The sequence below is a fragment of the Rickettsiales bacterium genome, from assembly GCA_033762595.1.
In the GTDB taxonomy this organism is placed as follows: Bacteria; Pseudomonadota; Alphaproteobacteria; order Rickettsiales; family UBA8987; genus JANPLD01.
Genome location: JANRLM010000020.1, coordinates 1 through 26183, shown reverse-complemented (window position 1 = coordinate 26183; position 26183 = coordinate 1). Strand labels below are relative to the sequence as shown.

Genomic DNA, 26183 nt, shown 5'->3' with positions numbered 1-26183 from the left:
TAAATTTCTTGCCTTAGATTTGCAATCATTATATTTAAGCCTGTTGACTAATTTTAGGATATTATGGCAGAAATTACCGCAATTTACGCTCGTGAAATTTTAGATTCAAGGGGAAACCCAACTATAGAAGTTGATGTTGAACTTTCAGATGGTGCATTTGGCAGGGCTGCAGTTCCAAGTGGGGCTTCAACTGGAAGCTTAGAGGCTTTGGAATTAAGAGATGGCAATAAAGAGAGATATCTCGGCAAAGGTGTTCAAAAGGCTTGCGAAAATGTGAATGGTGAAATTGCAGACGCACTTATCGGAATGGATTCCAACTGGCAAGAAGCAATTGATAAAACTATGATAAATCTTGATGGCACGGAAAACAAAGCAAGGCTTGGTGCGAATGCAATTCTTGGCGTATCTTTGGCGGTTGCAAAGGCTTCTGCAAAATCAGCAGGAATGATGCTTTGTAATTATCTTGGTGGGCTTAATGCAAACACTTTGCCTGTGCCAATGATGAATATTATCAATGGCGGGGCGCACGCAAATAACCCGATTGACATTCAAGAATTTATGATAATGCCGGTTTCTGCCTCAAATATCAGAGATTCTATCAGAATGGGTGCGGAGATTTTTCATCACCTCAAAAAGAAATTATCTGATGAAGGTTTTTCAACCGCAGTTGGTGATGAAGGCGGTTTTGCACCAAACCTAAAAAGTTCTGAAGAAGCTTTATCTTACATTATGAAAGCGATAGAATCCGCTGGTTATAGGCCTTCTGAAGATGTTGTTATTGCTTTAGATTCCGCCTCCACTGAATTTTATAAAGATGGCAAATATCATTTAGAAGGCGAAGGCAAAATTCTTTCTTATGAAGAATTCATTAAATATTATTCTGCACTTGTAAGTAAATTTCCAATCAAATCTATTGAAGATGCAATGGCAGAAAATGATGCTATTGGTTGGAAGGCAATCACTGATGAGCTTGGCAAAAAAGTTCAATTAGTGGGTGATGATTTATTTGTTACCAATCCAAAAATTTTGAAGAAAGGAATTGAGCAAGGCTTAGCCAATGCAATTCTTATAAAAGTTAATCAAATCGGCACACTTACTGAAACTTTGGAAGCGGTTAGAATCGCCCATAAAGCAGGATATAACTCAATTCTCTCTCATAGATCAGGTGAAACTGAGGATACCACTATTTCTCATATTGCAGTTGCAACTAATTGTGGGCAGATTAAAACTGGCTCTCTCTGCCGAACTGATAGAACTGCAAAATATAATGAGCTTATTAGAATTGAAGAATTTTTAAGCTCCCCAATTTATGCAGGCAAAGGAATTTTCAAAAATTAAATCTTATTAAAGCCACAGATTTCTTCAAAAGTTTTGGTGATTAACGCTGAGAGTTTTAGGCGGTTTTCTCTAACTTTTTTATCTTGCGAGTTAATTTGTGTGTTATCGTAAAAATTATTTATATATCCGCTTAAATCACACAGATTTTTAAGGCTTTCAGCAAATTTATTTTGCTTCATTAGAGATTGATTTTTATCAGAAATATCTTCCAAAATTTCATATAAAAATTTCTCTGAACCTTCACTTAGCTGAGATTTTGAAGGTTTTGGAGGGTAAGAAATCTTATCTTTCTTTTCCTCTATGCTTAAAATGTTTTTTGCCCTTTTATAGGCTTCAACCGAAGCTGAACCATCAGAAGTTTCAATAAATTCTGAAAAAATAATTATCCTTTGTTTTATATCAAAAATGTTTAATTCTTCAGAATTTTCAACGATTGCTGAAATATTTTCTGCTCTAAAATTTTCATTTTTTAGCTGGAATTTTATTCTTTCAATAAAAAACGAAGTAATTTCATTGATAGTTTCATCTTTATCAATTTCTCTTAAAGCCTGAGATGGCAATAGTTTAAGCGATTTTTTGATATAAGGAATTAAATCAAAGGATAGTTTATTTTCTAAGATTATTCTAATAATACCCAGTGCGAGCCTTCTTAGTGCGAAAGGGTCTTTTGAGCCTGTCGCTCTTTCACCTGCAACATATAGGGAAACCAATGTTTCTAACTTATCACCAAGTGCAATAATTGCAGAAAGAGAATTTCTTGGAACATAATCATTTGGCCCTTGCGGCTTGTAATGATCCCTAATTGCTTCAGCAATTTCCTTATGCTCACCATTAGCGATTGCGTAATAATAACCCATCAAACCCTGTAATTCTGGGAATTCCCCAACCATTCCACTTGCTAAATCAGCCTTGGCAAGGTAAGCAGTTTGGCTTGCTAAATCTTTCTTATCTGGTGCTAGTTCTTTAGCAAAATCATGGGCAAGCTTAGAGATTCGCTCAACTTTTTCGCCCATAGTGCCGATTTTATTGTGGAAGATTATTCCATCAAGTTTTGAGATAAAATTCGCCAAGCCTTTCTCTTTATCAGTGCGATAGAAAAACTCAGCATCTGAAAGCCTTGCACGCACAACTTTTTCATTGCCTTCAATAATTTTAAGCCCGCCATCTTTGGTTTTATTGTTTGAAACCACAACAAAATAAGGGGATAAATTGCCCTCTCTATCATTAAAATTGAAATATTTTTGATTGGTTTTAATTGTGGTAACTAGCACCTCCGGCGGAAGACTCATAAATTTATTTTCAATAGAGCCAAGCAAGCAAACAGGCCACTCCACAAGACCGGTAACTTCATTCAAAAGATGCTCATCTTGAATTAAAACAAGGTTGTTATCAACACCGATTTTTTGGATAGTTTCAGCGATGAGTTTCTTCCTTTTCTGGTGATCAGCAAGGACAAATCTTTTTTCTAATTCAGAAATAAATTGATCAAAATTTTCAATTTTGAATTGTTCTGGAGCTAAAAATCTATGACCAAAACTTATATTATTAGATTCTAAGTGACCAAATTTTATTGGCAAAACATCACCACCAAAAACACAAGCAATATTGCGGATTGGACGCACCCAGCGAATTTTATTCTCACCCCATCGCATTGATTTTTGCCAGTGAAAATTTTGTAAAATATCTTCTAAGATTTCACGCAAAATTTCTTTGGTTTGTTTGCCTTTAGTGCGAATTATTGCGAAATAAAAATCACCTTTTGGTGTTGATTTTATAGTTAATTTATCTTTGCTTAAACCAGTTGATCGAATAAAGCCTTCTAAAGCTTCTGGAGTTGCATTTATGCTAGGGCCTTTTCTTTCAGAAACCGAATCTTCTTGCGTAAGTGAAAGCCCTTCAGCGAATAAAATCAGCCTTCTTGGCGTTACAAAAGATTTACAATTTTGAAAATAAATATTTTGGCTTTTAAGTTTTTCTTCAAATGATTTATGCAAACTATCAGCGGCTTGAAACTGCATTCTAGCTGGAATTTCTTCAGAAAATATTTCTAAAATTAACTGTGCCATTTTGTGATTTTTTTGCTATAACTATATTATAGAGTTAGATTTTACAATGATTATTCTTTTCTGACTGAATTTTCAAATTCCTTAAGAACAAAAATTTCATTTTCATTTGCCCTCATAGATAAAATTGCTCTTATTTTTTCATTAAACCTATTTTTACTAGGCTTTGGCTTTGCTTCAATTTGACAATGCTCTTTTTTGTTTTTTGATGGTCTAGGAATAACCTCAAGGGATTCTGTTAATCCATCAAGCTTTCTTCTGATTTGTTCAGCGGTAATTTGTGCTAGAGCTATATGTTTTTTATTATACAAAATTGATTTTGGCCTATTACTTCCAAATCTTTTATTTACCTCAATAAGGGCCTCTCTATCAACTGATGGCTCTTCGAATGGATCACTAAATGCTCTAGAAAGTAGCTTGAATTTTTCCCCATCTTTTATAATCCACTCAGGGCGAATTGAACGATAAAAAACTTCATCATCGGTGATTTTATCTGTTTCTTTTTTCATCAGAATGCATTGCTACAAAAATTGTAAAAATCTATTTTTTTTCTAAAATTTCCATCTAAACTTTTACTAATTGAATTAGCATGGGCTATGAAATAAAAATTTTCATTTTTATTAACATTTATTACGGATATTTTACCAGTATTATGCCACTCAATTATCATGCAATTATCATCAGGATCAAATGAAACGAAGGGCTTTCTATATGAGAATCCATTAGAATGACAATAAGCAATAAGATCAAAAATTAAATCTCTAGACTTTGCCATTATTGATTTATCTATTTTATACTTTTGTCTAGCGTTTGCCTTTTCTAAAGATTGAAGAAACAAAGATTTAGTTTCTTTTATTTGATTGTTTGCAACTTTATCCAGCCCCTTAAAAGAATCATGAGAAGCACTTGCAAACTTATAATATATACAACCTTCGCCAATATTTTCTGGTATAATCTCTAATTTTCTAGAAAAAGTTTTCATAAAAATAATTCCCTTGTTTTATCAGTTATTGATAATTCAAATATTTCATTCTTTGATTTTCTTAATTGCAAGAATGCTCTCTCGATATCACCTTTATCATCTAGCTCCTTTGTTTTTATCAAGTCTAAATCTAATATTAAGGATGTAAAACCTGCTTTAATTGGTTGTGTAACTGCTTGATTTACTATACATAGAGTGTCTTGAGATAAACTTAACTGAATCTGAGTAAAAAAAGAATTCATAATGAATTTTTTATAAAAATTTGGGTATAGCTTGAAATATTCAGACATCTCAAAAGAGATTTTTGGTATATCAATTCTATTAATATACCTAACTGATAGGGAGTTAGTTTTGAATTTACTTTTCTTAAATATATATAAAATTATTTCCTCAAAAATTTTATAAAAATTATCCCAATCTTTGTAATTTTCTTTTATGTGGTAAGATGCGTAATCAGTTGTAAGTCTGATAATTTTATTGCCATCAAGACTTAAAAATTCAAATCCCTCCTTTATTCTAGAGTTAGAAACCGATGACTTACTCTCATTTATTTGATATTCCAGAGTATCTTTTATTAGCTCTCTTTTTACTGGAAAATCTTTTGATAAAGCTTTAGGCAATTTATCAAAATCAAAGCTTTTACCAGAAGGAATATAAGCTATTTTAATAATAGCCTCTAAAATTGGTGGCTTATTATAGCTACTTGTTTTTTTTGCCATAGAAAATCTAAACGAGTAATAAAATTTAGTTTAATTCCTTATAACAGAATAATTAAATTAAATCTACATAACTGTTAAAAATAACAATTTGAGAAGTATTTAACTTATTCAGTTGCGTAAATTTAACTCTTTCTTTTAACCTTGTTTTTTTCGTCTACTAAAACCACACTAGGTTTATGTTTTGAAATTTGCAAGCTATCAATTCCGCAGTAAGAACAGATGATAATTAAATCGCCGATATTGGCTTTGTGAGCGGCTGAACCACGAATTGAAATCACTCCACTTCCCTCTGGCTCTGGGATAGCATATGTTGTAAGCCTTTCCCCGTTTGTTATGTTATAAACATCAACTTGCTCCCAATGAGAAAGACCAACCTCACGCATCAAGCCTTCATCAATACCAATAGAACCCTCATAATGTAAATTGCAATCAGTAACGGTTGCCCTGTGGATTTTAGATTTAAGAAAATTTACAATCATTTTTCTATGTAAAATTATTTGTAAAGCTGGCTTTTAATAGGAAAGTGAAAATTATTCAAGCGTATATTGCTTGAAGTTTTCTAAAATATTGTTACAAACTGGCAATAAACCAATTAAAATTTACTTAAATGCAAGCATTACTCGTTTTACAAATTCTATCAGTTGTTGGTTTGGTAGCGGTTATTTTGGTTCAGAAAACCAGCTCTGATGGCTTCACTGGTGCGTCATCACCTTCAGCTTTTCTTTCTGGCAGAGCGCAAGCGAATTTATTTACAAGAATTACTGCTATTTTAGCGACAATCTTCATCGTGAACAGCCTAGTTTTGGCTTATATTGCCTCTCACGAAGAAAGGGGTGGAAGCATTATTAAAAAGTTAAAATCTAAAGAAGTTACTCAAGAAAAATCTAAAAAAACTGAAGAAATTATTTCTAAAAAAGATGATGCAAAACAATCTTCTTCTAAAAAAGCCAAAGAATTAAAATCTGATATAGAAGAAAAATCAGAAGATAATTCAGTTGTTCCAATTTCAGAATAATGTGAATATTCTACTTATCATAACTGGAAGTATCGCCGCGGTTAAAACGCCTGAACTTGTTAGAGAGCTTAAAAAACAAGGTCATAATATTACTTGCGTTTTAACGAAATCAGCAGAATATTTTGTTACAAAAACCTCGCTTGCTTATCTTTCTGAGAATATAGTTTATCAAGAAATGTTTGAGGCAAATTCTAGCCATAATAATGAAAATGAAGTGCTGGAAATGGCTCATATCAGTCTTTCTAGAAAGAATGATATAATTTTAGTTGCCCCTGCTACTGCTGATTTTATTGCAAAACTTGCGAATGGTTTTTGCGATGATTTAGCCTCAACAATTTGTGTTGCATGTGACAAAAAAATATTTCTAGCACCGGCTATGAATACCAAAATGCTTGAATATCCAGCAACGCAAGAAAATTTATCTAAGCTCAAAAAATGGGGCTTTGAAATTATTGAACCAATTTCTGGTGTGCTTGCTTGCGGTGAAGAAGGAGCTGGAAAAATGGCTGAAATTAATTATATTATAAGCAAAATTACTGCTCAAAAAAAAACTCTAAAAAATAGCAAATTCAAAGGCAAAAGAATTTTAGTAACGGCAGGTGCAACCATTGAAGAGATTGATCCAGTGAGGTTTATCTCAAATTATTCCTCTGGCAAGCAGGGTTATTTTATTGCGGAAGCATTGCAAAAAAGAGGTGCAGAAGTTACACTCATTTCAGGTGAAGCAAAAATTTCTCCGCCAAAAAATATTAATTTTATTAAAGTAAAATCAGCTGATGAAATGCTCTCAGCTTGCAAGAATTCTCTTCCTTGTGATATTGCGATTTTTGCTTCTGCGGTTGCAGATTGGAAGATTTCACAAAAAAATTCGCAAAAAATTAAGAAGGAAAATCTTAATGAATTAAATCTCAAGTTCGTTAAAACCCCTGATATTCTAAAGGAAATTGCAAATCTCAAAAGAAATCGCCCTGAAATTGTTATAGGTTTTTGCGCGGAATCTGAAAACCTTACTCAAAATGCCAAGCAAAAATTAAAGAGTAAAAATTGTGATATAATAATTGCAAATCAGATTATGCAAAATGGAAAAAGTGTTTTTGGTTCTGATTATAATTCGGTTCAGATATTCAATAAAAACGACAAAATGCAAGAGATTAATAATAAATCAAAACTAGAAATCGCAGAAAACATTGCAGATTATTTGGAAAAAATTATTTAGCCTACTACTCCTTCTCACGCCAGATTTTGCCACCGAGAATTTCAAATTTTTCCTCAATTTTTTCATAGCCCCTATCAAGGTGATAAACACGGCTGATGCTAGTGATGCCTTTTGCGTTGAAGCCCGCTAAAATCAAGGAAACTGAGGCTCTTAAATCAGTTGCCATAACTTCAGCGCTCGTGAATTTATCAATACCTTTAATTTTTAGCATATTGCCCGAAACCTCAATATTCGCACCCATTCTTTGAAGCTCTGGCACATGCATAAAGCGGTTTTCAAAGATATTTTCTTCCATTGTTGAAATGCCATCTGCGATGCACATCATTGTTGTAATTTGAGCTTGCATATCAGTTGGAAAGCCTGGAAATGCCTCAGTTGCAACATTAGCTGGCTTTAGTTTTTTTGGTGAATTTACTGAAAAAGAATTTTTATGGCGGATAATTTCACAGCCCATTTCCTCAAAAACTTTGAGGGAAGAATTTAGCATTTCAGGGTTAATACCAGTAATTTCAACCTCACCAGCGGTTAATGCACTTGCGGCTGCAAAAGTGCCAGCTTCAATTCTATCTGGGATAATTTTGTGATTAGTGCCTTGTAAATCCTCAACGCCTTCAATTTCAATTCGGCTAGTACCAGCACCAGAGATTTTTGCTCCCATTGAATTTAGAATATTTGCTAAATCCACGATTTCCGGCTCTCTTGCTGGGTTATTGATGATGGTTAAGCCTTTCGCCAAACTCGCCGCGATTATAGTATTTTCAGTTGCCCCCACAGAAACTTTAGGAAAATCAATCTCAGCACCTTTAAGCCTGCCTTTTACGCTTGCTTTAACATAGCCATTTTCAAGCTCAATTTTCGCACCGAGTTTTTCAAGTGCCATTAAATGATAATTTATCGGCCTTGCACCAATGGCACAGCCACCCGGTAGAGAAACTTCTGCCTTGCCATATCTTGCGACGAGGCCTCCAAGAACGATAACAGAGGCTCGCATTTTTTTCACAATTTCATATTCCGCACGCACAGATTTGAGCTTGGAAGCCTTGATTTGCATCTGATTTTTCTTAGCGTCAAAATTAACATCAGCCCCCATATCTTGCAGAAGCTCAATCATAGTTTGGATATCAGAGAGGTTTGGAACATTAGAAAGGCTGATTTCCTTATCTGTTGTGAGTGCAGAGGCTATAATTGGCAGTGCAGAATTTTTTGAGCCAGCGATTTTAACCTTGCCCTTAAGCCTTGCCCCACCTTGTATTTTAAGAATATCCATATTTTTAGTTGTTGGAAGTTGGTAGTTGGTAGTTGGTGTAGTAAGGGTAATTAAAGATAAGATAAAGAAACAATTTAATTCCCCTCCTTTTAAGGGGAGATGGGAGGTAAATACCCCCCTCTCCCGTTTACGGGGGAGGGTTGGGGTGGGGGCATTAATTGTTAACGAGCTTTGAAAAGCCCCCCTCCTAACCTCCCCCCGCAAGCAGGGGGAGGAATTTTTTCTTTTATTCTCTAAACTTAAAAGGGGAGAGATATTTTTAACTTTAATATTTTATAATATCACCATACCAGCTAATAAAAAACCAATTACCAACTACCAATAAACTATACAACATTTTTTTATGGGGGGTGTTATGCAGCTAAACCTGCACCAACACTATTAGAGGTCATTTTAACTACTTTATCCCTAACATCTATCTGCTTATAACCACACGCTATTCTTATCAAGGATTCTTTGAGAATTTGCTTTGCATCTTGGAGAAACTCTCTTGAATAACCTTCGCTACCATAAATTTTTTTAATAAAATTATCATCTATAGGTCTTAAGATGTTAATTACTTGATTTAGGTCTGGATCAAGTTTAGTTAAAGAATCTTTTTTTTGATGAATATTTTTTATAATAGATCTTAGTAAATTGAATTTATCTTCCCCTAATTCATCTATAACTTTCTTCATTATACTGGTATGAAAATCCCCCATTTTTTCTAGAGAATCTCCATAAGTTGGAATTAATAGATTAAATCTAAATTTACTTGTAGGCTCGTTATTAATTAGTGCTAATTGAAAAATCAATGCATCGTTTTCAGCTTCCTTAGGCAAATTTCCATTTTCTATGAATTTTGAAATTTCACTTTTAGCAATATCAATTCTAGATTTAACATCCGGAATTTTATTTCCAAGAATTATATCTTTAATTTCAGAAATCACCTGATCTTTTCCTGATATTTTTGCAAGAGAAATTACATCTTCCAGTTTCAATGTTTGATCCTTTAGTGCATCAAATATAGATCCAAAAGAGTTAAAATCTAAATCTCTAGGTTCACCTTTTACTCCTTTCGCAAAAGCACTCAATATCCTGTTTGTTTCTTCTCCAAAAACTTTCTCTTTCAGCATATATCTAATTGCTTTATTAACTCTAAATGCCTGAGATGAAATTGGAGCATCTGAATCTAAGTTATGCTTTATGGCTGGTAACTCTCCAAATCCACCCGTCATAATATTTACAAAATTCATATCTTCTTTCGGTGCAAAATTTTTACTAAAAACTGGAAAATCGGTAAAATTACACATTTTTATAGTTTTTAAAGTAAACTCTCTTTTTTTATCATCCGAAACATCAAGAACCTCATCAAATTTATCAATATCTTGAAAAACTTTAAGAGATAATTTGGCCACTAGCTGAGAATGGTAGAAAGAGCCGGGTGTAACTAAACCATATAAGCCCATTATGCTATGAGAGGGTTTATTTATCTTGAAAGCTAATCTTTTGCAAAAATCATCAAATTTTTCTGAGTCATATTTATAGTCATATTTGCCCGTTTTAGCATTATAAGTTTTTGTAATTTGATTATTTCCTTTTAATTGTTTCCACATTTTAAATTGAGCTGTTTCTTTATCTCCAATTTCAAAAGATGAACTTACCTCACCCTTTTGCTTTGTAATTCTTTTTTTGTTATCAGAATCTATGGTTATTGTATAGCTCACATCATCAATTGCTAGTTTATATATACTAATTCCATTTTCATCTATTTCAGGTGCGGTTTTTAATGCTTTTTCTATAATATTATTATAGTTTTGAATTTCATAAATTTTATCTATAATAGCCCTTTCAAAGCACTCATCCTTAATAGTTTTAATAAAATCAATTTTCCCCCCCCCAGCTATTCCAAAAAGATCTGGGTTATCAATTAAGGCCTGCATTTTTTCAGTTGTAAAGGAGCTTTTACTCATTGCATATTCGCAGGCTTTTCTCGCATCATGCTCATAGTCATTAAATATTTTTACAATGTTATCATCGTTAAACATTCGCATAAATTCATCTTCCTTCTCTGGCGACACCCCAAAATATCTTTTTGATGCACTTTTAAGAAGTTTGATCATATTTGGGTGGCTAAAATAGTCGCTAAGTGGACCAACTGCTCCATCAATACTAAAGCTATAACCTTGTTCTATACAAGAAAAAATAAAATTAAGATGGGCAGGATAACCTTCGTTATTTTGCCTACCTTGAGAATGAAGATGCAAATGAATTAAATCTTTAGTAACCCCCATAGATTTTAATTCTAGATCTTCTTCAAAGAGTCTATTAAAAACTTCAGGTATTAGATTTGCTTCATTTTCTGAAATTATTCCCGAAAAATCTTTAATCTTTAGAAGAATTTTTTCTTTATTTTCACTAAATGTTTCTAAGCCTATCTTTTTAACTGCTAATTTGATATAGCTTATCATCTCCTCTGCTGCTATTTCAGCTCTCCTATGCTCTGAGGTATCCTCACCATAATAATTATATGAATAATTAAATTCTATATTTGTAAATCTCTCATTTGATCTCTCCTCTCTAGTAATCATAACTTCAATATCTGGAGCAACTTCAAATGCTTCTCCATAATTATTCATATTGAAAGTGCTATTAACAGCTAAACCCTCTTTTTTCATAAAAAGAATTTGTTGTTTTTGATCATCTTTATGAACAACACCATAAGCATAACCAGGTGCCCCCCTATGCAATACAGACCATAAGCCAATATCAAGCTTTTCCTCTAAAGCTTTTCTAAAATCATTAGGCTTAGATGCTTTTAAGTTTTCTTGAAAAAAATCTTCATTGATACCTAAATCCTCTAGGTTCTTATTTTTTTCTTCATCTTTAAGAATTACTTTTAACCCTGTTGCAAGGTTTCCTTTTCCCCTTACTTCTATTTCATCAATAACTGCTTTTCTTAAAATCTGAGCATATTCTTGAAGGTTTTCAAAAGAATTTTCTCCATAAATACCAATGGGTCTTAAAGCAGAGCCTCCACCACCAATTTCATCTTTTATATTTTTAATGCCCTCATCTAAAATGAATCTAGCTCCCGCTCTTGCTCTAGCTTTCATACCGAGTTTAACAGATGGGTGATCTATAAAATGGTTAATATTTGCTTGCTTTCCATCCCTCCATGTTGTATCCCTTAAATGACCAGCTAAAAACTTAAGAAATTTGTGAAGAGATTCCGAATTTAGTTCAAGATTTTCTTTTGATATCCATCCTGCTACAATAGCTTGTTCAGTATTTTGATATTCATGGCTTATTCTTGCTACCATACCCTATCTCCATTGTGTTACATTTTGGCAACGATATATTTAGGCATCAAGAAAAGCAAGAAAAATTTTAATCTGCCATCTAAGAATTCTTGGAAAATCAAAAAATATATTAACTTGAAATTTTAGTTCTGGGGGATTATTACTTAGAACACTCTAATAATTCTATAGCTTATTAAGCATAAATTTATGTCTAAAAACTTAATTAATCCGGTGATTCCAGCAGGGGCGGAGCAAGACTATATCTTAAACGCCGTAACTGAGGAAATCACTGATAAAGGCTTTGTTATCGCCAAACTTGATAACCTCATTAACTGGGCAAGAAGTGGCTCTTTATGGCCAATGACCTTCGGCTTGGCTTGCTGTGCCGTTGAAATGATGCAAACAGCTGCGAGCCGTTACGATTTGGATAGGTTTGGTATGGTTTTCCGCCCGTCGCCTCGCCAATCAGATGTTATGATAGTTGCGGGAACTCTCACCAATAAAATGGCACCAGCCCTACGCAAAGTTTATGATCAAATGGCGGAACCTCGCTATGTTATCTCAATGGGTTCTTGTGCAAATGGTGGCGGATATTATCATTATTCTTACTCGGTCGTTCGTGGTTGTGATAGGATAGTTCCAGTTGATGTTTATGTGCCGGGTTGCCCACCAACCGCAGAAGCATTGCTTTATGGTGTTCTTAAACTGCAAGATAAAATCAAAAGAACTAATACTATAATCAGAAGAAAGCCAACCGGCAAGCCAACCCCACCTGATCACAAGCAGGTATAAAATTAATTCAAAAGCAAAATTATAATGTCTAAAGAAGTTTCTCTGAAAAATATGACTCTCAATTTTGGCCCTCAGCACCCAGCTGCACATGGTGTTTTGAGACTAATTCTAGAGCTTGATGGTGAAATAGTTGAAAGGGCTGATCCTCACATCGGGCTTCTTCATAGAGGCACTGAAAAATTAATTGAGCATAAAACTTATTTGCAGGCTGTGCCTTATTTTGATCGCTTGGATTATGTTTCGCCAATGTGTCAGGAACACGCTTACGCTTTAGCCGTTGAAAAGCTTCTAAAATGCCAAGTTCCGCTTCGCGCACAATATATAAGGGTGATTTTCAGCGAGCTTACAAGAATTCTTAATCACATAATGAATGTTACTACTTTCGCACTTGATGTTGGTGCGATGACGCCCTTGCTCTGGCTTTTTGAAGAAAGAGAAAAGGTGATTGAATTTTATGAGAGGGTTTCAGGCTCTCGCATGCATTCGGCTTATATCCGCCCTGGTGGTGTTACTAGAGATTTACCAGATGGGCTTCTTGAAGATATTATGAAATTTGCTGAGGAATTTCCAAAATATCTTTCAGATGTTGAAGATTTACTCACAGAAAACCGCATTTTCAAGCAAAGAACGGTTGATATTGCCGTGGTTTCGGCTGAAAAAGCGTTGGATTTAGGTTTTTCAGGGCCAATGATTCGTGCTTCTGGAATCGCTTGGGATCTTAGAAAATCTCAGCCTTATGAGGTTTATGATAAAATGGATTTTGATATTCCAATCGGTAAGAATGGCGATTGTTATGATAGATATTTGTGCAGAATCGCTGAAATGTATGAGTCTATTAAGATAATCAAGCAGGCTTGCAATGAAATTCCAGATGGGGCGGTGAAATCTCTTGATAAAAAAATCACGCCACCAAGTCGTGAGCTTATGAAAACCTCTATGGAGGCGTTAATTCATCACTTTAAGCTCTATACTGAAGGCTATCATGTGCCAGAGGGTGAGTATTACGCGGCAGTTGAAGCACCAAAGGGTGAGTTTGGTGTTTTTGTAGTGGCTGATGGCACTAATAAACCTTATAGATGCCGCTTGAGAGCTCCGGGTTTTGTTCATCTTGCCGCAATGGATGAATTATGTCGTGGCCATATGCTTGCAGATGTTGTAGCGGTTCTCGGCTCAATGGATATAGTTTTCGGCGAAGTTGATAGATAGGTTGGTTTTTGTTGCCGGATTATACCTAACCAATAGCTTGACAAAAATTGGTAATTGTTCCATTATAATATAAGTAATTTAACAAATAGAGAGGATTTTATAAATAACGACAATAACCAAGGCTCTAACTTCAATAGGCCTTCTTCACCAAAACCGAATAATAATTCTTTCGGTTCTAGACCACAAAATTCAAATAATAATTCTGGTTCAAGGCCACCATTTAATTCTGGTTCTAAACCGCCATTTAACTCTGGTTCAAAACCACCTTTCAATTCAGGCTCCAAGCCACCTTTCAACAGCGGTTCAAGGCCACCATTCAAAAAAGATAATAACGCACAAAAAGAAGATAAATACGCAAAAAATGCTAAAAATGACGGGCCAAAGGTTAATCAATATATCAAAGCTGATCCAATTCGCTTAATTGATGAAAATGGTGAAATGGTAGGTATTATTTCATTAAGAGAAGCTTTGTCAATGGCACAAGATGCTGATTTGGACTTAGTAGAAATTTCTCCGAATGCTGAGCCACCAGTTTGTAAAATAATGGATTTAGGCAAATTCCTCTATGAGCAGCAAAAGAAAAAGAAGGAAGCTAAAAAACACCAAAAAATTGTTCATCTTAAAGAAATAAAACTCAGATATAACACGGACCCTCACGATTTAGAATATCGCATTAAGCACGCTATAGAATTCTTACAAGATGGTGATAAGGTTAAGTTTTCAATGAAATTCAAGGGTAGAGAAAACGCGCACCATGACATCGGCTATAAAAAAATGGCGGAAATCGTTGAAGCACTAAAAGAATTCGGAAAACCAGATGCACCTGCAAAAATGGAAGCTGGCTCTCTAGTGCAGAATTTCAGCCCCATTAAGGTTTAATAGATAATTTCCTAACACAAACCTTCTTTCTTGAAGAAGGCTTTGATGTTGTGGCAGGCTTGGCGAGAGCGATGCTCGTTCTCAATCAGAGAAATTCTAACAAACCCATCACCATTTGAGCCAAATCCAGCACCAGGGGAAACAGCAACTTTAGCTTCTTTTAGTAATAATTTTGCAAATTCAACTGAGCCCATCGCCTTGAATTTTTCTGGGATTTCCGCCCAAATAAACATTGAAGCATTTGGATTCGCAACATTCCAGCCAGCACGCCTTAAGGCTGGCACCATAATATCTCTACGGCGTTTATATTTATTGCGAAATTCCTCTACGCAATCTTGCGGGCCATTTAGAGCTTGAGTGGCTGAAACTTGAATTGGCGTAAAACTACCATAATCAAGGTAAGATTTTACCCTTTTATGAGCTTTTAGAATCTCTTTATTACCAACACAAAAACCAACACGCCAACCAGCCATTGAGTAAGTTTTAGAAAGGGTTGTGAACTCAACCGCAACTTCCTTCGCTTTCTTCACCTGCATTACAGAAGGTGGCGGAACGCCATCAAAATAAGTTTCACAATAAGCTAAATCTGAGATTAAAATCACGCCGTAAAAGCGACATAAATCAACCATCTCCTCATAGAAATCAAGGCCGACGGTTTCAGCAGTTGGGTTAGATGGAAAATTCACAATAACCGCTAAAGGTTTTGGTTTAATATTCTCAAAAGCATTTTTGAATTTTGGAATTAAATCTTCTTTAACTGGTGTTTGAAAATCCCTATTTATTGAGTAGACTGATGCCTCCGCAAGCACAAAACCAAATGTATGGATTGGATAGCTAGGGTTTGGCACAACCACTACATCGCCCGGTTTTGAAATTGCAATTGCAAGGTGATAAAGCCCCTCTTTTGAACCTTGTGAAACGGCGATTTCCGAATCAACATCAAGCGATACATTAAATCTTCGCTCATAATAACCAGCAACTGCTTTTCTTAGGCCTAAAATCCCTTGAGAAACCGAATAACCATGAACATCAGGCTTGATGATGGTTTGCTTCATCTTCTCTATAACATGCTTAGGTGCTGGGGAATCAGGGTTACCCAAGCCAAAATCTATAATATCCTCACCCCTTTTGCGTGCCGCGGCTTTAGCCTCATTCACAGCCGCAAAAACATAAGGCGGTAAACGCTTTATACGAGGGAATTCTTCATATTTGAATGGAAAATCCATAACTTAGTTGATGGTTGATGGTTGATGGTTGATGGTTGATGGTTAGCATAGCTTTGTCAAAATAATTATACCATCAACAATCAACCATTAACCAACTACCTAAATCGCTTCCGAAGGTCAGAGGCTTTTTGTGTTTCTACTAAATATCTGCATTCATAACTTAATGCAATCCTTCCTTTTGATTTTTCTGCGTTAATAATTGCACCAATTCGTTCGGTTATAAAATGATAGATAAAATTAAGTTCACCCTCATCAAGCTTAGATTCGCCGTAATTATCAAGAACATTGATTATAATATCGCAAGCTTGCTGATATTCACCAGTTTTTTCATATATAAAAGCCTCTAACTGCCTTGTCCAGATTGGCAAATCTAATTCTTTTGGCAAAGAAGCAAGTTTTTTAGCTATTCTTAAAGCTAAATCTCTATCTTCCAAGCGGAAATTAGCTAAATAAACAGCCTGCCCATACCACCACCATTTATTTTCTGGGTCTTTATCTGAATGCTCCTCAATAAACTTTATAACAAATGGAACTTGCTCTTTGGGGTTTTGCGTTGCTGAGAAATAATAAGCAACCATATTAACGATCAAATCTGATTTGCTATCAACATCATCAAGCAATTTCCACCATTGATATAATTTTGAGTAATCATAATCTTTAAGGGGCGTAACCCTGCCGAAAGTATCACCTGCAAATTGAAGCATATAACCGTAATAACGAAAAGCCAGCTGCTCATCACCAAAAGATGAAACCTTGAAAATCTCTTTAGAAGGCACTTTAGGAACAATCTCAAGTTGATTTTTTATATAGCGAGAACCACCCCAAAAATCACCATTGATAAATTTCATTCCACCCCAAAGCAAATATTGTGCATTAAGCAAAAGAACTGCGAATAGAATATATATTTTAACTGATTTTTTCATTCTAAAATTGCTTCCTGCTAAAATCTACAATCGCTAAACACAATAAAAGCGGAACATAAATTAAGGTTTGAATCACAGGGAAAATCAGATTATCAGCCGAAAAATCAACACCATAAACAAGCCATTTACTTTGAGCAAATAAATCAAGGCGAGGCATTAAAAAAGAAACCAGCCAAATTATTTTTTGTGCATAAAATTCAAAATATTCGTAAGTATATGTAACTGCTTTTTCTAAAACATAATGAAAAAAACCAATCATTCTTGAGAGTATATAAAAGCCAAAACATAGCAAAACTGAGCTTACTGAGCTTTTTAGAATAACCGATGTAAATAATGCAAAGGCTACGATGATAAATAATTCTAACACCATTGATGAAACCCAAATGCTAAGCCCTGTATAATCATATTCAAAAAAGCAAATCATATAAAATGCAAGTGCAGAAACCATTAAAAGTGCCACGATTGAAAAGCCAAGCCAATATGAAAATATAAAAGAAGCCCTTGAAATCGGCCTTGAAAGCATCAAATCAATCTCCCGATTTTCAAACGCACGGCGAATATGAAAGCAAATAAAAACTATCATTCCCACTACCAAAACCACCCTCGCAGAGCCAGTTGTGAACGAGGAAAGCATCTGCTGCTTTTCAAGCATCACTGTGCTTGCCAAAAAATGAGATAAGAAAACTGATGCAATCAAAGCACCGAGAATTCCAACAAATAGAAAATCTCTGAGAGCAGTTAAAATTACATATCTTATGGTTGTTAAATTCATCTTAAAAAGATATAGGTTTTGAATAAATTATTATAAAATATTGTTCTAGAAGTAAAACTAAAATGCAAGTTTTTGATAGAAAAATAAAGAAAAAACATTTTGAAAGAATTGCAAATTCTAACAAATTTGAGAATCACAAATTCCTTGCTGAAGAAGTTGCAAGCAGACTTGTAAGCAATTTTGGAGTGGATATAGTTAAGAATTTTGAGAAAGTTCTTAATATCGGTGATAAGAAAAACCTTCTAAAAAACCACTTAAAAAATAGTTCTCTTATCGGAGAAATTTTTAGTAGCAATGTAAGTGAGAAATTACTTGAAGGAAAAAATCAAATTGTCTGCGATGAGGAATTTCTGCCATTTTCAAATGGTTCATTTGATTTAATAATCAGCAATCTCAATCTACATTGGGTGAATGATTTAGTTGGTTTTTTGGTGCAGGCAAAAAATATTCTTAAAAGTGATGGATTTTTTATTGCAAGTATTTTTGGCGGTGCAACTCTTAAAGAATTATCACAAGTTTTTCTTGAAGTTGGAAGCCAAAATAATCGTGTAACACCTAGAATTTCTCCTTTTGCAGATGCAAAAGATATGGCGGGCTTACTGCAAAGAGCAGGCTTTTCTGAGCCAGTTGCAATCACTGAAACCATCATCGTTCAATATGAAAATCTCAAGGATTTGCTTTATGATTTGCGGTATAGTGGAGAGGGCAACGTAATCCTAAAAGCTGATAAAAATTACGCTGGTAGAGATTTTTTTCAAAAAGCTGAGGAGATTTATCGGCAGAAATTTGCTGATAATCAAGGCTTGCTTCCTGCAAGTTTTGAAATTATAACCTTCTCAGGCTGGAAAACCAACAAAAATAAATTATGAAATTTACATTATCTTGGCTAAAAGAATATTTAGATACCAACGCAAGCATTGAAGAAATCTCTGAAAAGCTTACTTCTATTGGGTTAGAGGTGGAATCTGTAATTGATTACGCAAAAATTTTGAAACCATTTTCTGTTGCTGAAATTCTTGAAACTGAACAACACCCTCAAGCAGATAGGCTTAAAATATGCAAAGTGAACGCTGGAAATGGCGAGATTCTCTCAATCGTATGCGGTGCTGCAAATGCACGGGCTGGCATAAAAATTCCACTAGCTAGGGTTGGCGCAATTATTCCAAATGGCGGTTTTGAAATTAAAAAATCAAAAATTAGAGGCGTTGAAAGTAACGGAATGCTTTGCTCTGCGGAGGAGTTAAATCTGGAAGAAGCAAGCGAAGGTATTTTAGAGCTGCCTGAAAATTCAATCGTTGGTGAATCTTTTGCTAAGTTTATTAATAAAGAAGATGCTTTATTTGAAATAGCAATCACGCCTAATCGTGGCGATTGCCTTGGGGTTTATGGTGTTGCGAGAGATCTTTCTGCAACTGGAATTGGTAAATTGAAACCACTTAATTTTACTGAAATTTCTGGAGATTTTGAATCAACAATTAAGGTAAATATTGCAGAAAACGCCGGAAAATATTTTGTTGGAGTTTATATCAAAAATGTTGATAATTCTAAGCCTTGCCAGTGGCTTAAAGAAAAATTGGAATCAATCGGCAAGAAATCAATTTCACCTGCGGTTGATATTACAAACTATTTAACCTTCGCATTCGGCAGGCCAGCCCATATTTATGACGCTGATAAATTATCTGGAAATTTATCAGTGCGTTTTGCAAAAGAGGGTGAAAAAATAAAAGCGTTAGATGGAAATGAATATAATTTAAGTGAGGAAATTCCAGTGATTGCAGATGATAAATCACCAGTTGCAATTGCAGGAATTATAGGTGGTTTGGATTCTGGCGTTGATGAAAAAACTAAGAATATTTTCTTAGAAATTGCAAATTTTGACTCTGAAACCATCGCAAAAGCTGGCAGAAAACTTCAAATAGATTCTGATGCAAGATATAGATTTGAAAGAAATATTGATTTTAATTCTTATAAATTATTTAATTATGCTGTAAAATTAATCACGGATATTTGCGGCGGAAACCCTTCTAAACCAGAGCTTTCAGGCGATTTAACTTTTGAAAACAAAAAAATAAATTTTGATTTTCTGCTTACCAAAAAAATCACTGGCGTTGAAATTTCTGAAGAAGAATCAAAAAATATTCTTAAGTCTCTAGGTTTTGAAATTAAAAACAATTCAGAAATTCAAGTTCCATCTTGGCGAAATGATGTTTCAATTGCGGAAGATTTAGCTGAGGAAATTGCTCGCATTAATGGTTTTGATAAAATCCCAACTAAATTTTTGGAAAAACCAGTAGCAAAAATTGAACCACTAAATGCAAAACAAAAGAAAATTTCTAATATTAGAAAAACAATGGTTTCTCAAGGTTTAGACGAGGTTGTGAGTTTCTCATTTACAAATTCCAACTTTGCTAAATCATTTGAAAATCAGTCTAATTTAATTGAAGTTGCAAACCCAATCAGCCAAGATTTGAATGTGATGAGGCCATCAATAATCGTTACTTTGCTTGAGGCTTTACAGAAAAATATTGTGCGTCAGAGAAATAATTTAAGGCTTTTTGAGATTGGAAATATCTTCAAAAAAAATCAAGGGGATTTTGAGCAAATCTTATGTATATCAGGTGTTTTAACGGGGGAAAGAAGAGGTAAAACTCCAAATTTTCAAGCAGAAAATTATGATTTTTTTGATGCAAAATATTTTGCAGAATTAATAATTTCAGAATTTATTGATACATCAAAATTGAAAATTCAGAAAACAAATTCAGAATTTTTCCACCCCGGAAAATCTGGAGAATTTGTTTTAGGAAATAAAAAAATTGCAATTCTTGGCGAGCTTCACCCAGAAATTTTGAAAATTTTTGATATAAAACAAAATATTTTAGCTTTTGAAATCTTTATTGATAACCTGCCAGAGGCTAAGGAAAAACTAGGCTTTGCAAAGAAATTGATGGTTGAAAACAATCTACCTTTCGTTGAAAGGGATTTTGCTTTTGTGCTGGATAAAAATATTCAATCTGCTGAAATTATTTCAGCAGTTAAAAAAGCTCAAAAAGATTTTCTTGAAGATGTGCAGATTTTTGATGTGTTTGAAAGTGATAAACTTGGTGAAAATAAAAAATCAGTAGCACTAAAAACTATTCTGCAACCGAAAGAAAAAACATTCACTGATCAAGAAATAAATACAATTTCTGATAATATAATTAATGCTGTGAAAACCAACTGCAAAGCTGAGATTAGATAAATTAAACCTTCTGCTTTAATTTATAGACATAAGCAATAACTTCAGCGACGGCTTTATAGTGTTCAATTGGGATTTCCTCATCTAAATCGCAGGTTTGATAAAGCGATTTTGCAAGATTTCTATTAGTAACAACTGGCACTTCATTTTCTTCAGCAACTTCAATGATTTTGAGAGCTAGATCATCTTGCCCCATCGCAATAATTGTTGGGGCTTTCATCTCAGTTGTTTTGTATAAAAGGGCAATTGCATAATGCGTTGGGTTTCTAATTACAACATCAGCTTTTGGCACTGCTGCCATCATTCTCCGCCTCGCGCGTTGTTCTCTAATTTGCTTGAGTTTTGCTTTAACTTCAGGATTTCCTTCAGTTTGCTTGAATTCCTCCTTTAGCTCTTGCTTACTCATTCTTAGGTTTTTCAGATATTCAAATCTCTGATATAAAAAATCAACTAACGCTATAATCATCATTATTGCCGCCACATATAAAACAATTTTGAAGCAAAGAATTAAGGTGTATTCATTGATGGTAAAAACTTCTTGTGAAGGAAGATTTATAATTTTTTCAATCTCTGCAACCACTAGAGAATAAGTGATGTAGCCAATGATAGTAATTTTAATTATTCCTTTAATAAATTCTAAAATTGACCTGCCAGAAAAAATTCTTTTAATGCCTGCAATAAGTGAGATTTTTTCTAATTTTGGCATTAATGGCTCGGCTGAAAATACAACGCCATTCTGCATAAAACTTGAAATCAAAGCGACAATTATTGTAACACCAAGCGGAATAATCATTAATTCAAAAAAAATGCCAAAAGATTCATAAAAAAACTTTGAAGCCGTCTCGCGAGAAATTCTAATCGCACCCGCATATTCAATGAAAGAAGATAAGGAGACTGCACCTTGCTGGCCTAGTTTTGGCACTAGCCATAAAATAAAAACCGCTAAATAGACAAAAAATAAAAAGCTCGTGATTTCTCTAGAAAACGCAACCTGTCCCTTTTCAACGGCCTGATCTATACGGCGTGAGGTGGGTTCCTCAGTTTTTTCTAAATCGTCATCACCTTCCGCCATAAAAGCTAAATATTATGGATTATAAAAGAATTTTGCCTATTATATTAGAAAAATATTTTAATTAAAGAAGTGAGTTTATTCATAAAAATTTTTGGCAGAATTATTTTCTATTCAGTTCTATTTGCGATAATTTTCGTGAGCTTATTTTTATTCGTTTTTTATAGCGAGGAAAAAACCATTCCACCACAAAATATTAATTATTTAGAAGATGTAATTGAAAGCTCTGGCAAGAATGTGCAGGTTTATATTGGCTCTGCAAAGGCTCATTTTGAGGGCTTTAAGGAGGGCTTCACAATAATTTTTTATAATAGTTTTATAAATCTTGGTGAAGATGTAATAATCTCAACACCTATGATGAAGGCTAAAATTAAGCTTTCTGATTTACTGATTGCGAAAATTAGATTTAGAGAAATTCTGGTTGATAATCCCCAATTTTTATTCAAAGCAACAGAAGGAAAAGATTTTTTTGATAGCTCAAGTGAGGAAAGTATTTCTTCAATCTATAAGTCATCTGTGGCGGGTTTGTTCAATCTTGTTAGTAAAGATAAAAATATTATCCCAGTTGAATCTGTAGTTTTTAATAATGCGATTTTTAGTTTTAATCGCGATAATGCATACCAAAATTGGAAGATTAATAATGCAAAATTGAGCTTTTATAGCTTACAAAATTCAACCTATCTTAGAACTGAAATTAAAACTAAAATCCTTGATAAAGAAAGCACTTTAATTGCTGATAGCAGAGTGCTGAAAGATAACAAAATGAAGGTTGATATTGAATATATTAACTTTCCTGCATCATCACTTTCTGAAATAATTTCTGATTTATCTTGGTTGAAAAAATTAAATCCAGTGCTGAATGGTAATGCTGAAATTATGCTTAGTGATAGGGGGGCTTCCAACACTATTTCCATCAACACTGATTTAGCTTTCAGGCAAAAATGGTTAAAAAAATCTAAGGTGAATTTTGCAGGTGAATTATATCTTATTCCAAATGAGGCATCTAAGATTATAGAGCCTTCCATAAAAGGCTCAGTTTTCTTGGAGAGTTTGGAGATGGAAAGACTACCCAAAATCTGGCCAGAAAATATCGGCACAGAAATTAGAGAACAAGTTATAAAAAGCTATAGTAAAGGCTATTTTGATAAATTAGCGGTTAATATCGCCTATAATTTTGAAAGCATAACTTTTGAAAATATTATCGCTGAAAAAATTTCTGCGAAAGGAAAAATAAAAAATTCTTCAATCAGCTTTAACCCTAGATACCCAACTTTAGAAAGGGTTTCAGGGGAGTTTAATTTAGAAGATGATAATATTTCAATGATTGTTGAGGAAGGTTATATTGGTGAATATAAATTCAAAGATATAACTTCAAGCCTAACTGGCCTCACAAAAGATGATGCAATTTTAGAAATCACTGGCAAAGGCTCAGGAAATTTATCAGAGCTAAAACCCTTGCTAAAAGCCATTACCAAGGGTAGGGATAAAGATTTTTATTATAATACGCACGATGTACATGCCTTTTCAAGAACTAAATTTTATTACAAAGATAATGTTAATAATGGCTTTGATGAGAGATATTTGAAGCTTGATATTAAATCAAAACTCAAAAAAATTATTGCGAATAATGTTCTTGATAAAATCAATTTTGCTTCTGAAAAAGGCGAAATGATTGTAAATAATGATGGTGTAACTTTTAACGCAAAAGGCTTAATTAATAACTCTGACAATGCAGAAATTGAAGCGTTTGTTGGCTTCAAAAAAGTTAATGATGTTGAAATTAAATTAAACGGCGATTTGAGTGAAAAAAATATTGCCCTAATAATAAAAGATTTTGATAAATTTTTTACAGGTAAAACTTCACTTACTGCTGAATATAAAAGTTTGGATAATGATAATGTTTTTTCTGCTAATTTAGATTTTGAAAAATCAGAGATTAATTTTCCTTACCTTTCAATAAATAAAAAAATTGGTGAGAAAATTACCGCAGCACTTAATGGAAAATTTTTAACAGATAAAGCTATAGAAATTGCAAAATTTAGAATTACTTCTCAAGGCGGAATTTCAGAGGGTAAGGCGGTTATTTCAAGAAAGGCTGGCTTGATTGCTGATGAATTTTATTTCAGCAAACTGCTTACTGGTAAAAATGATGCGAGCATCTATCTATCTTCACTAAAATTGCCAAATTATACTGATTATAAAATCAAAATAAGTGGTAGAAACTTTGATGTTTCTTCGCTTGTAAATAATTATCAACTATTAACCGGCGAAGAAAAAACTGCAATCAACCTTGAGTTAAATGTTGATAAATTATCAATGTCTAATGATGTAACCTTAAATAATGCAAGAGGCTATTTAAGGTGCAATGTGTCTAGTTGCTTTAAGTCTGAGTTTACTGGAAAATTTAATAATGAAAAAATTTTCGGTTTAACTTATCTACCTGAAGATGAAAATAATTATGCAGGAAATAAAAAACTTTATGTCTACACTAATGATGTTGGGCAATTAATCAAAGGCTCTGGCTTAAAAGCAAATATTATTGGTGGTGAGGCTAAAATTGAAGGTTTTTCAGATGCTTCAAAAGATGAAGCAATTGAAGGCAGTATAAAAATGAAAGATTATAAAATTACTGAAGTGCCTGTTCTAGCAAGAATTTTTTCACTTGCGAGCTTCACTGGAATTGCAGATATTATGACTGGTGGAGGAATTCCTATGAAAAGTTTAGAGGGCGAATTTATTATCAAGCATGAATATTTATCGCTAAAAAATATTTTAGCTTATGGTAATTCCCTTGGCATTACAAGTCGCGGCACGATTAATTTGGAAACCTCTGAACTTGATATTTCGGGGGCTGTAACCCCTTCATATTCAATTAATTCTCTGTTTAATAAAATTCCAGTTCTTAATTATTTAACAGGAAGAAAAGGCGAAGGCCTTATAGCAACAAAATATTTTATTAATGGTAAATATCCAGATGCAGATGTTTCTGTGAATGCATTTTCCGCCTTAACCCCCGGTGTATTTAGAGAAATTTGGGGTAAAGCCGAAACCGATATTGATAAAAAAACAAAACAAAATGCAGTTAAGTGAAAAAATAAATAATCTTCCATCAATTAGTGAAATTCTGAAAGAAAATGATTTTTTTACTAAAAAATCTCTAGGGCAGAATTTTATTTTTGATCTAAATTTCACCTCTAAAATAGCGAGGCAAGCTGGTAATTTAGAAAATTATCTGGTGATTGAAATAGGTGGTGGTGCGGGCAGTTTAACTAGAGCCATTTTGCAAGAAAACCCAAAAAAATTATTGGTAATTGAAAAAGATGAAAGATGCATAAAAATACTCTCTGAGCTAAAAGAAATTTCAGAAAATAAAATGGAAATTATCAACCAAGATGCACTAAAAGTTGACTATAAAAAAATCGTTGCGGAATATAAATTGCCAACAAAAATCATCGCTAATTTGCCTTATAATGTAGGTACTGAGCTACTTTTAATCTGGTATAAAAATGCAAAAATTTTTGATGAATTAATTCTTATGTTTCAAAAAGAAGTTGCAGAAAGAATTACCGCTAAAACTAATGATGAGCAATATGGCAGGCTATCAATAATTTCAAATTTAGTTGCGGAATCAGAGATTTTATTTTTAGTTCCACCTTCAATTTTTTATCCACCACCCAGAGTTTATTCAGCAATAGTGAGAGTAAAGCCAAGAAAAGAAATTTTATTCAATTGTAATCTTGAAAAACTAAGCAAAATAACTGCTTCAGCTTTTAATCAGCGTCGCAAAACTATCCGAAATTCTCTTAAAAATATATTTGCTGAAAACACTGAAAAAACCCTTCAAGATTTGAACATTGATGGTAATTTAAGAGCAGAAAATTTATCACCTGAGCAATTTGCAAAATTAGCTGCAAGGTATTAATGGTTTAGTATTGTGAGCTTTTCTCGTTATTTTTCCTCTCCCTGTGATAGCAGGGAGAAAGATTTTTTTAAGTTTCTAAATTAATATAATTATGAACAACATCACATTAAAAATTTTAGGAGTAATTTTTAGAATTTTGCCTTGGTTTATTTTAATTGGTGCAGCAATTCTATGGCATCAAGGTCAAATTAGACCAATTGCAGATTTTCTAAGCCAAGAGCAATATACAATCAAAATCGGAAAAACTAAAGTTACGCCTTACTTAATTCTCAAAACTA

General features: G+C 33.7%; 22 protein-coding genes. 11 read left to right on the top strand and 11 right to left on the bottom strand.

Translation table 11 applies throughout. The features are described 5' to 3' along the window. Nucleotides 1–63: 63 nt before the first annotated feature. Nucleotides 64–1338, top strand: a complete 1275-nt coding sequence (gene eno / locus SFT90_01575) for a phosphopyruvate hydratase (protein ID MDX1949173.1) — start codon at nucleotides 64–66, stop codon at nucleotides 1336–1338. On the opposite strand, the gene glyS is transcribed toward eno, so the two are convergent. From glyS to panD, 5 genes are all read right to left on the bottom strand, one after another. Continuing rightward, a complete protein-coding gene (gene glyS, locus SFT90_01570) occupies nucleotides 1335–3404 on the bottom strand; it encodes a glycine--tRNA ligase subunit beta (GenBank protein ID MDX1949172.1) in 2070 nt (689 codons plus the stop codon). The two genes, eno and glyS, sit on opposite strands and share 4 nt — an antisense overlap. Nucleotides 3405–3454: 50 nt before the next feature. Then, a complete protein-coding gene (locus tag SFT90_01565; protein MDX1949171.1) occupies nucleotides 3455–3910 on the bottom strand; it encodes a hypothetical protein in 456 nt (151 codons plus the stop codon). Beyond that, the gene (locus tag SFT90_01560) at nucleotides 3910–4383 is read right to left on the bottom strand and encodes a hypothetical protein (GenBank protein MDX1949170.1); all 474 of its coding nucleotides are present in this window, start codon (nucleotides 4381–4383) and stop codon (nucleotides 3910–3912) included. Before SFT90_01560 ends, SFT90_01565 begins: the two co-directional genes overlap by 1 nt. After that, the gene (locus tag SFT90_01555; protein ID MDX1949169.1) at nucleotides 4380–5102 is read right to left on the bottom strand and encodes a TIGR04255 family protein; all 723 of its coding nucleotides are present in this window, start codon (nucleotides 5100–5102) and stop codon (nucleotides 4380–4382) included. Before SFT90_01555 ends, SFT90_01560 begins: the two co-directional genes overlap by 4 nt. 122 nt (nucleotides 5103–5224) lie before the next feature. Beyond that, on the bottom strand, nucleotides 5225–5581 hold the full coding sequence (gene panD, locus SFT90_01550; protein ID MDX1949168.1) for an aspartate 1-decarboxylase: 357 nt from the start codon (nucleotides 5579–5581) through the stop codon (nucleotides 5225–5227). Nucleotides 5582–5709: 128 nt separating this feature from the next. On the opposite strand from panD, the gene secG reads away from it, so the two are divergent. Beyond that, complete coding sequence (gene secG / locus SFT90_01545; GenBank protein ID MDX1949167.1) at nucleotides 5710–6117, top strand: preprotein translocase subunit SecG; 408 nt, start codon at nucleotides 5710–5712, stop codon at nucleotides 6115–6117. 1 nt (nucleotide 6118) lies between these two features. Next, on the top strand, nucleotides 6119–7333 hold the full coding sequence (coaBC, locus tag SFT90_01540) for a bifunctional phosphopantothenoylcysteine decarboxylase/phosphopantothenate--cysteine ligase CoaBC (GenBank protein MDX1949166.1): 1215 nt from the start codon (nucleotides 6119–6121) through the stop codon (nucleotides 7331–7333). Between the two features lie 4 nt (nucleotides 7334–7337). On the opposite strand, the gene murA is transcribed toward coaBC, so the two are convergent. Continuing rightward, nucleotides 7338–8600 (bottom strand): UDP-N-acetylglucosamine 1-carboxyvinyltransferase, encoded by a 1263-nt coding sequence (murA, locus tag SFT90_01535; protein ID MDX1949165.1) that lies wholly within the window; start codon nucleotides 8598–8600, stop codon nucleotides 7338–7340. 353 nt (nucleotides 8601–8953) lie between these two features. Beyond that, nucleotides 8954–11902: a hypothetical protein gene (locus SFT90_01530; protein ID MDX1949164.1), complete on the bottom strand. Its 2949-nt coding sequence runs from the start codon at nucleotides 11900–11902 to the stop codon at nucleotides 8954–8956. Nucleotides 11903–12088: 186 nt separating this feature from the next. Here SFT90_01530 and SFT90_01525 point away from each other — a divergent pair, with 186 nt between their 5' ends. From SFT90_01525 to infC, 3 genes are read left to right on the top strand one after another with little or no spacing between them, the layout of a single operon-like run. Next, on the top strand, nucleotides 12089–12673 hold the full coding sequence (locus tag SFT90_01525) for an NADH-quinone oxidoreductase subunit B family protein (protein MDX1949163.1): 585 nt from the start codon (nucleotides 12089–12091) through the stop codon (nucleotides 12671–12673). A 24-nt stretch (nucleotides 12674–12697) separates the two neighbouring features. Then, nucleotides 12698–13879 carry an NADH-quinone oxidoreductase subunit D gene (locus SFT90_01520; GenBank protein MDX1949162.1) on the top strand — a complete coding sequence of 394 codons (1182 nt, stop codon included), beginning with the start codon at nucleotides 12698–12700 and terminating at the stop codon, nucleotides 13877–13879. 54 nt (nucleotides 13880–13933) lie between these two features. Beyond that, complete coding sequence (infC, locus tag SFT90_01515) at nucleotides 13934–14758, top strand: translation initiation factor IF-3 (GenBank protein MDX1949161.1); 825 nt, start codon at nucleotides 13934–13936, stop codon at nucleotides 14756–14758. An 11-nt stretch (nucleotides 14759–14769) separates the two neighbouring features. Here the strand turns inward: infC and SFT90_01510 are convergent, their stop codons facing one another. The 3 genes from SFT90_01510 to SFT90_01500 all read right to left on the bottom strand — a co-directional run bounded on the left by SFT90_01510 (nucleotide 14770) and on the right by SFT90_01500 (nucleotide 17679). Then, nucleotides 14770–15984 carry an aminotransferase class I/II-fold pyridoxal phosphate-dependent enzyme gene (locus SFT90_01510; GenBank protein MDX1949160.1) on the bottom strand — a complete coding sequence of 405 codons (1215 nt, stop codon included), beginning with the start codon at nucleotides 15982–15984 and terminating at the stop codon, nucleotides 14770–14772. A gap of 95 nt (nucleotides 15985–16079) precedes the next feature. Next, nucleotides 16080–16907 (bottom strand): hypothetical protein, encoded by an 828-nt coding sequence (locus tag SFT90_01505; protein ID MDX1949159.1) that lies wholly within the window; start codon nucleotides 16905–16907, stop codon nucleotides 16080–16082. A 1-nt stretch (nucleotide 16908) separates the two neighbouring features. Further along, nucleotides 16909–17679, bottom strand: coding sequence for a hypothetical protein (locus tag SFT90_01500; protein MDX1949158.1), 771 nt, complete (start codon nucleotides 17677–17679; stop codon nucleotides 16909–16911). Between the two features lie 62 nt (nucleotides 17680–17741). Here SFT90_01500 and SFT90_01495 point away from each other — a divergent pair, with 62 nt between their 5' ends. Together SFT90_01495 and pheT are read left to right on the top strand one after the other, a co-directional pair. Next, entirely contained in the window at nucleotides 17742–18548 is an 807-nt protein-coding gene (locus SFT90_01495) for a methyltransferase domain-containing protein (protein ID MDX1949157.1), read from the top strand. Beyond that, nucleotides 18545–20917 carry a phenylalanine--tRNA ligase subunit beta gene (gene pheT / locus SFT90_01490; GenBank protein MDX1949156.1) on the top strand — a complete coding sequence of 791 codons (2373 nt, stop codon included), beginning with the start codon at nucleotides 18545–18547 and terminating at the stop codon, nucleotides 20915–20917. Before SFT90_01495 ends, pheT begins: the two co-directional genes overlap by 4 nt. 1 nt (nucleotide 20918) lies before the next feature. On the opposite strand, the gene flhB is transcribed toward pheT, so the two are convergent. Beyond that, nucleotides 20919–21986 (bottom strand): flagellar biosynthesis protein FlhB, encoded by a 1068-nt coding sequence (gene flhB, locus SFT90_01485; GenBank protein ID MDX1949155.1) that lies wholly within the window; start codon nucleotides 21984–21986, stop codon nucleotides 20919–20921. Nucleotides 21987–22055: 69 nt separating this feature from the next. Here flhB and SFT90_01480 point away from each other — a divergent pair, with 69 nt between their 5' ends. From SFT90_01480 to SFT90_01470, 3 genes are all read left to right on the top strand, one after another. Beyond that, nucleotides 22056–25073 (top strand): AsmA-like C-terminal domain-containing protein, encoded by a 3018-nt coding sequence (locus SFT90_01480; GenBank protein MDX1949154.1) that lies wholly within the window; start codon nucleotides 22056–22058, stop codon nucleotides 25071–25073. After that, nucleotides 25060–25905 (top strand): 16S rRNA (adenine(1518)-N(6)/adenine(1519)-N(6))-dimethyltransferase RsmA, encoded by an 846-nt coding sequence (rsmA, locus tag SFT90_01475; GenBank protein ID MDX1949153.1) that lies wholly within the window; start codon nucleotides 25060–25062, stop codon nucleotides 25903–25905. Before SFT90_01480 ends, rsmA begins: the two co-directional genes overlap by 14 nt. A 91-nt stretch (nucleotides 25906–25996) precedes the next feature. Continuing rightward, nucleotides 25997–26183: hypothetical protein (locus SFT90_01470; protein MDX1949152.1), on the top strand; the 187-nt coding region annotated here is incomplete at its 3' end.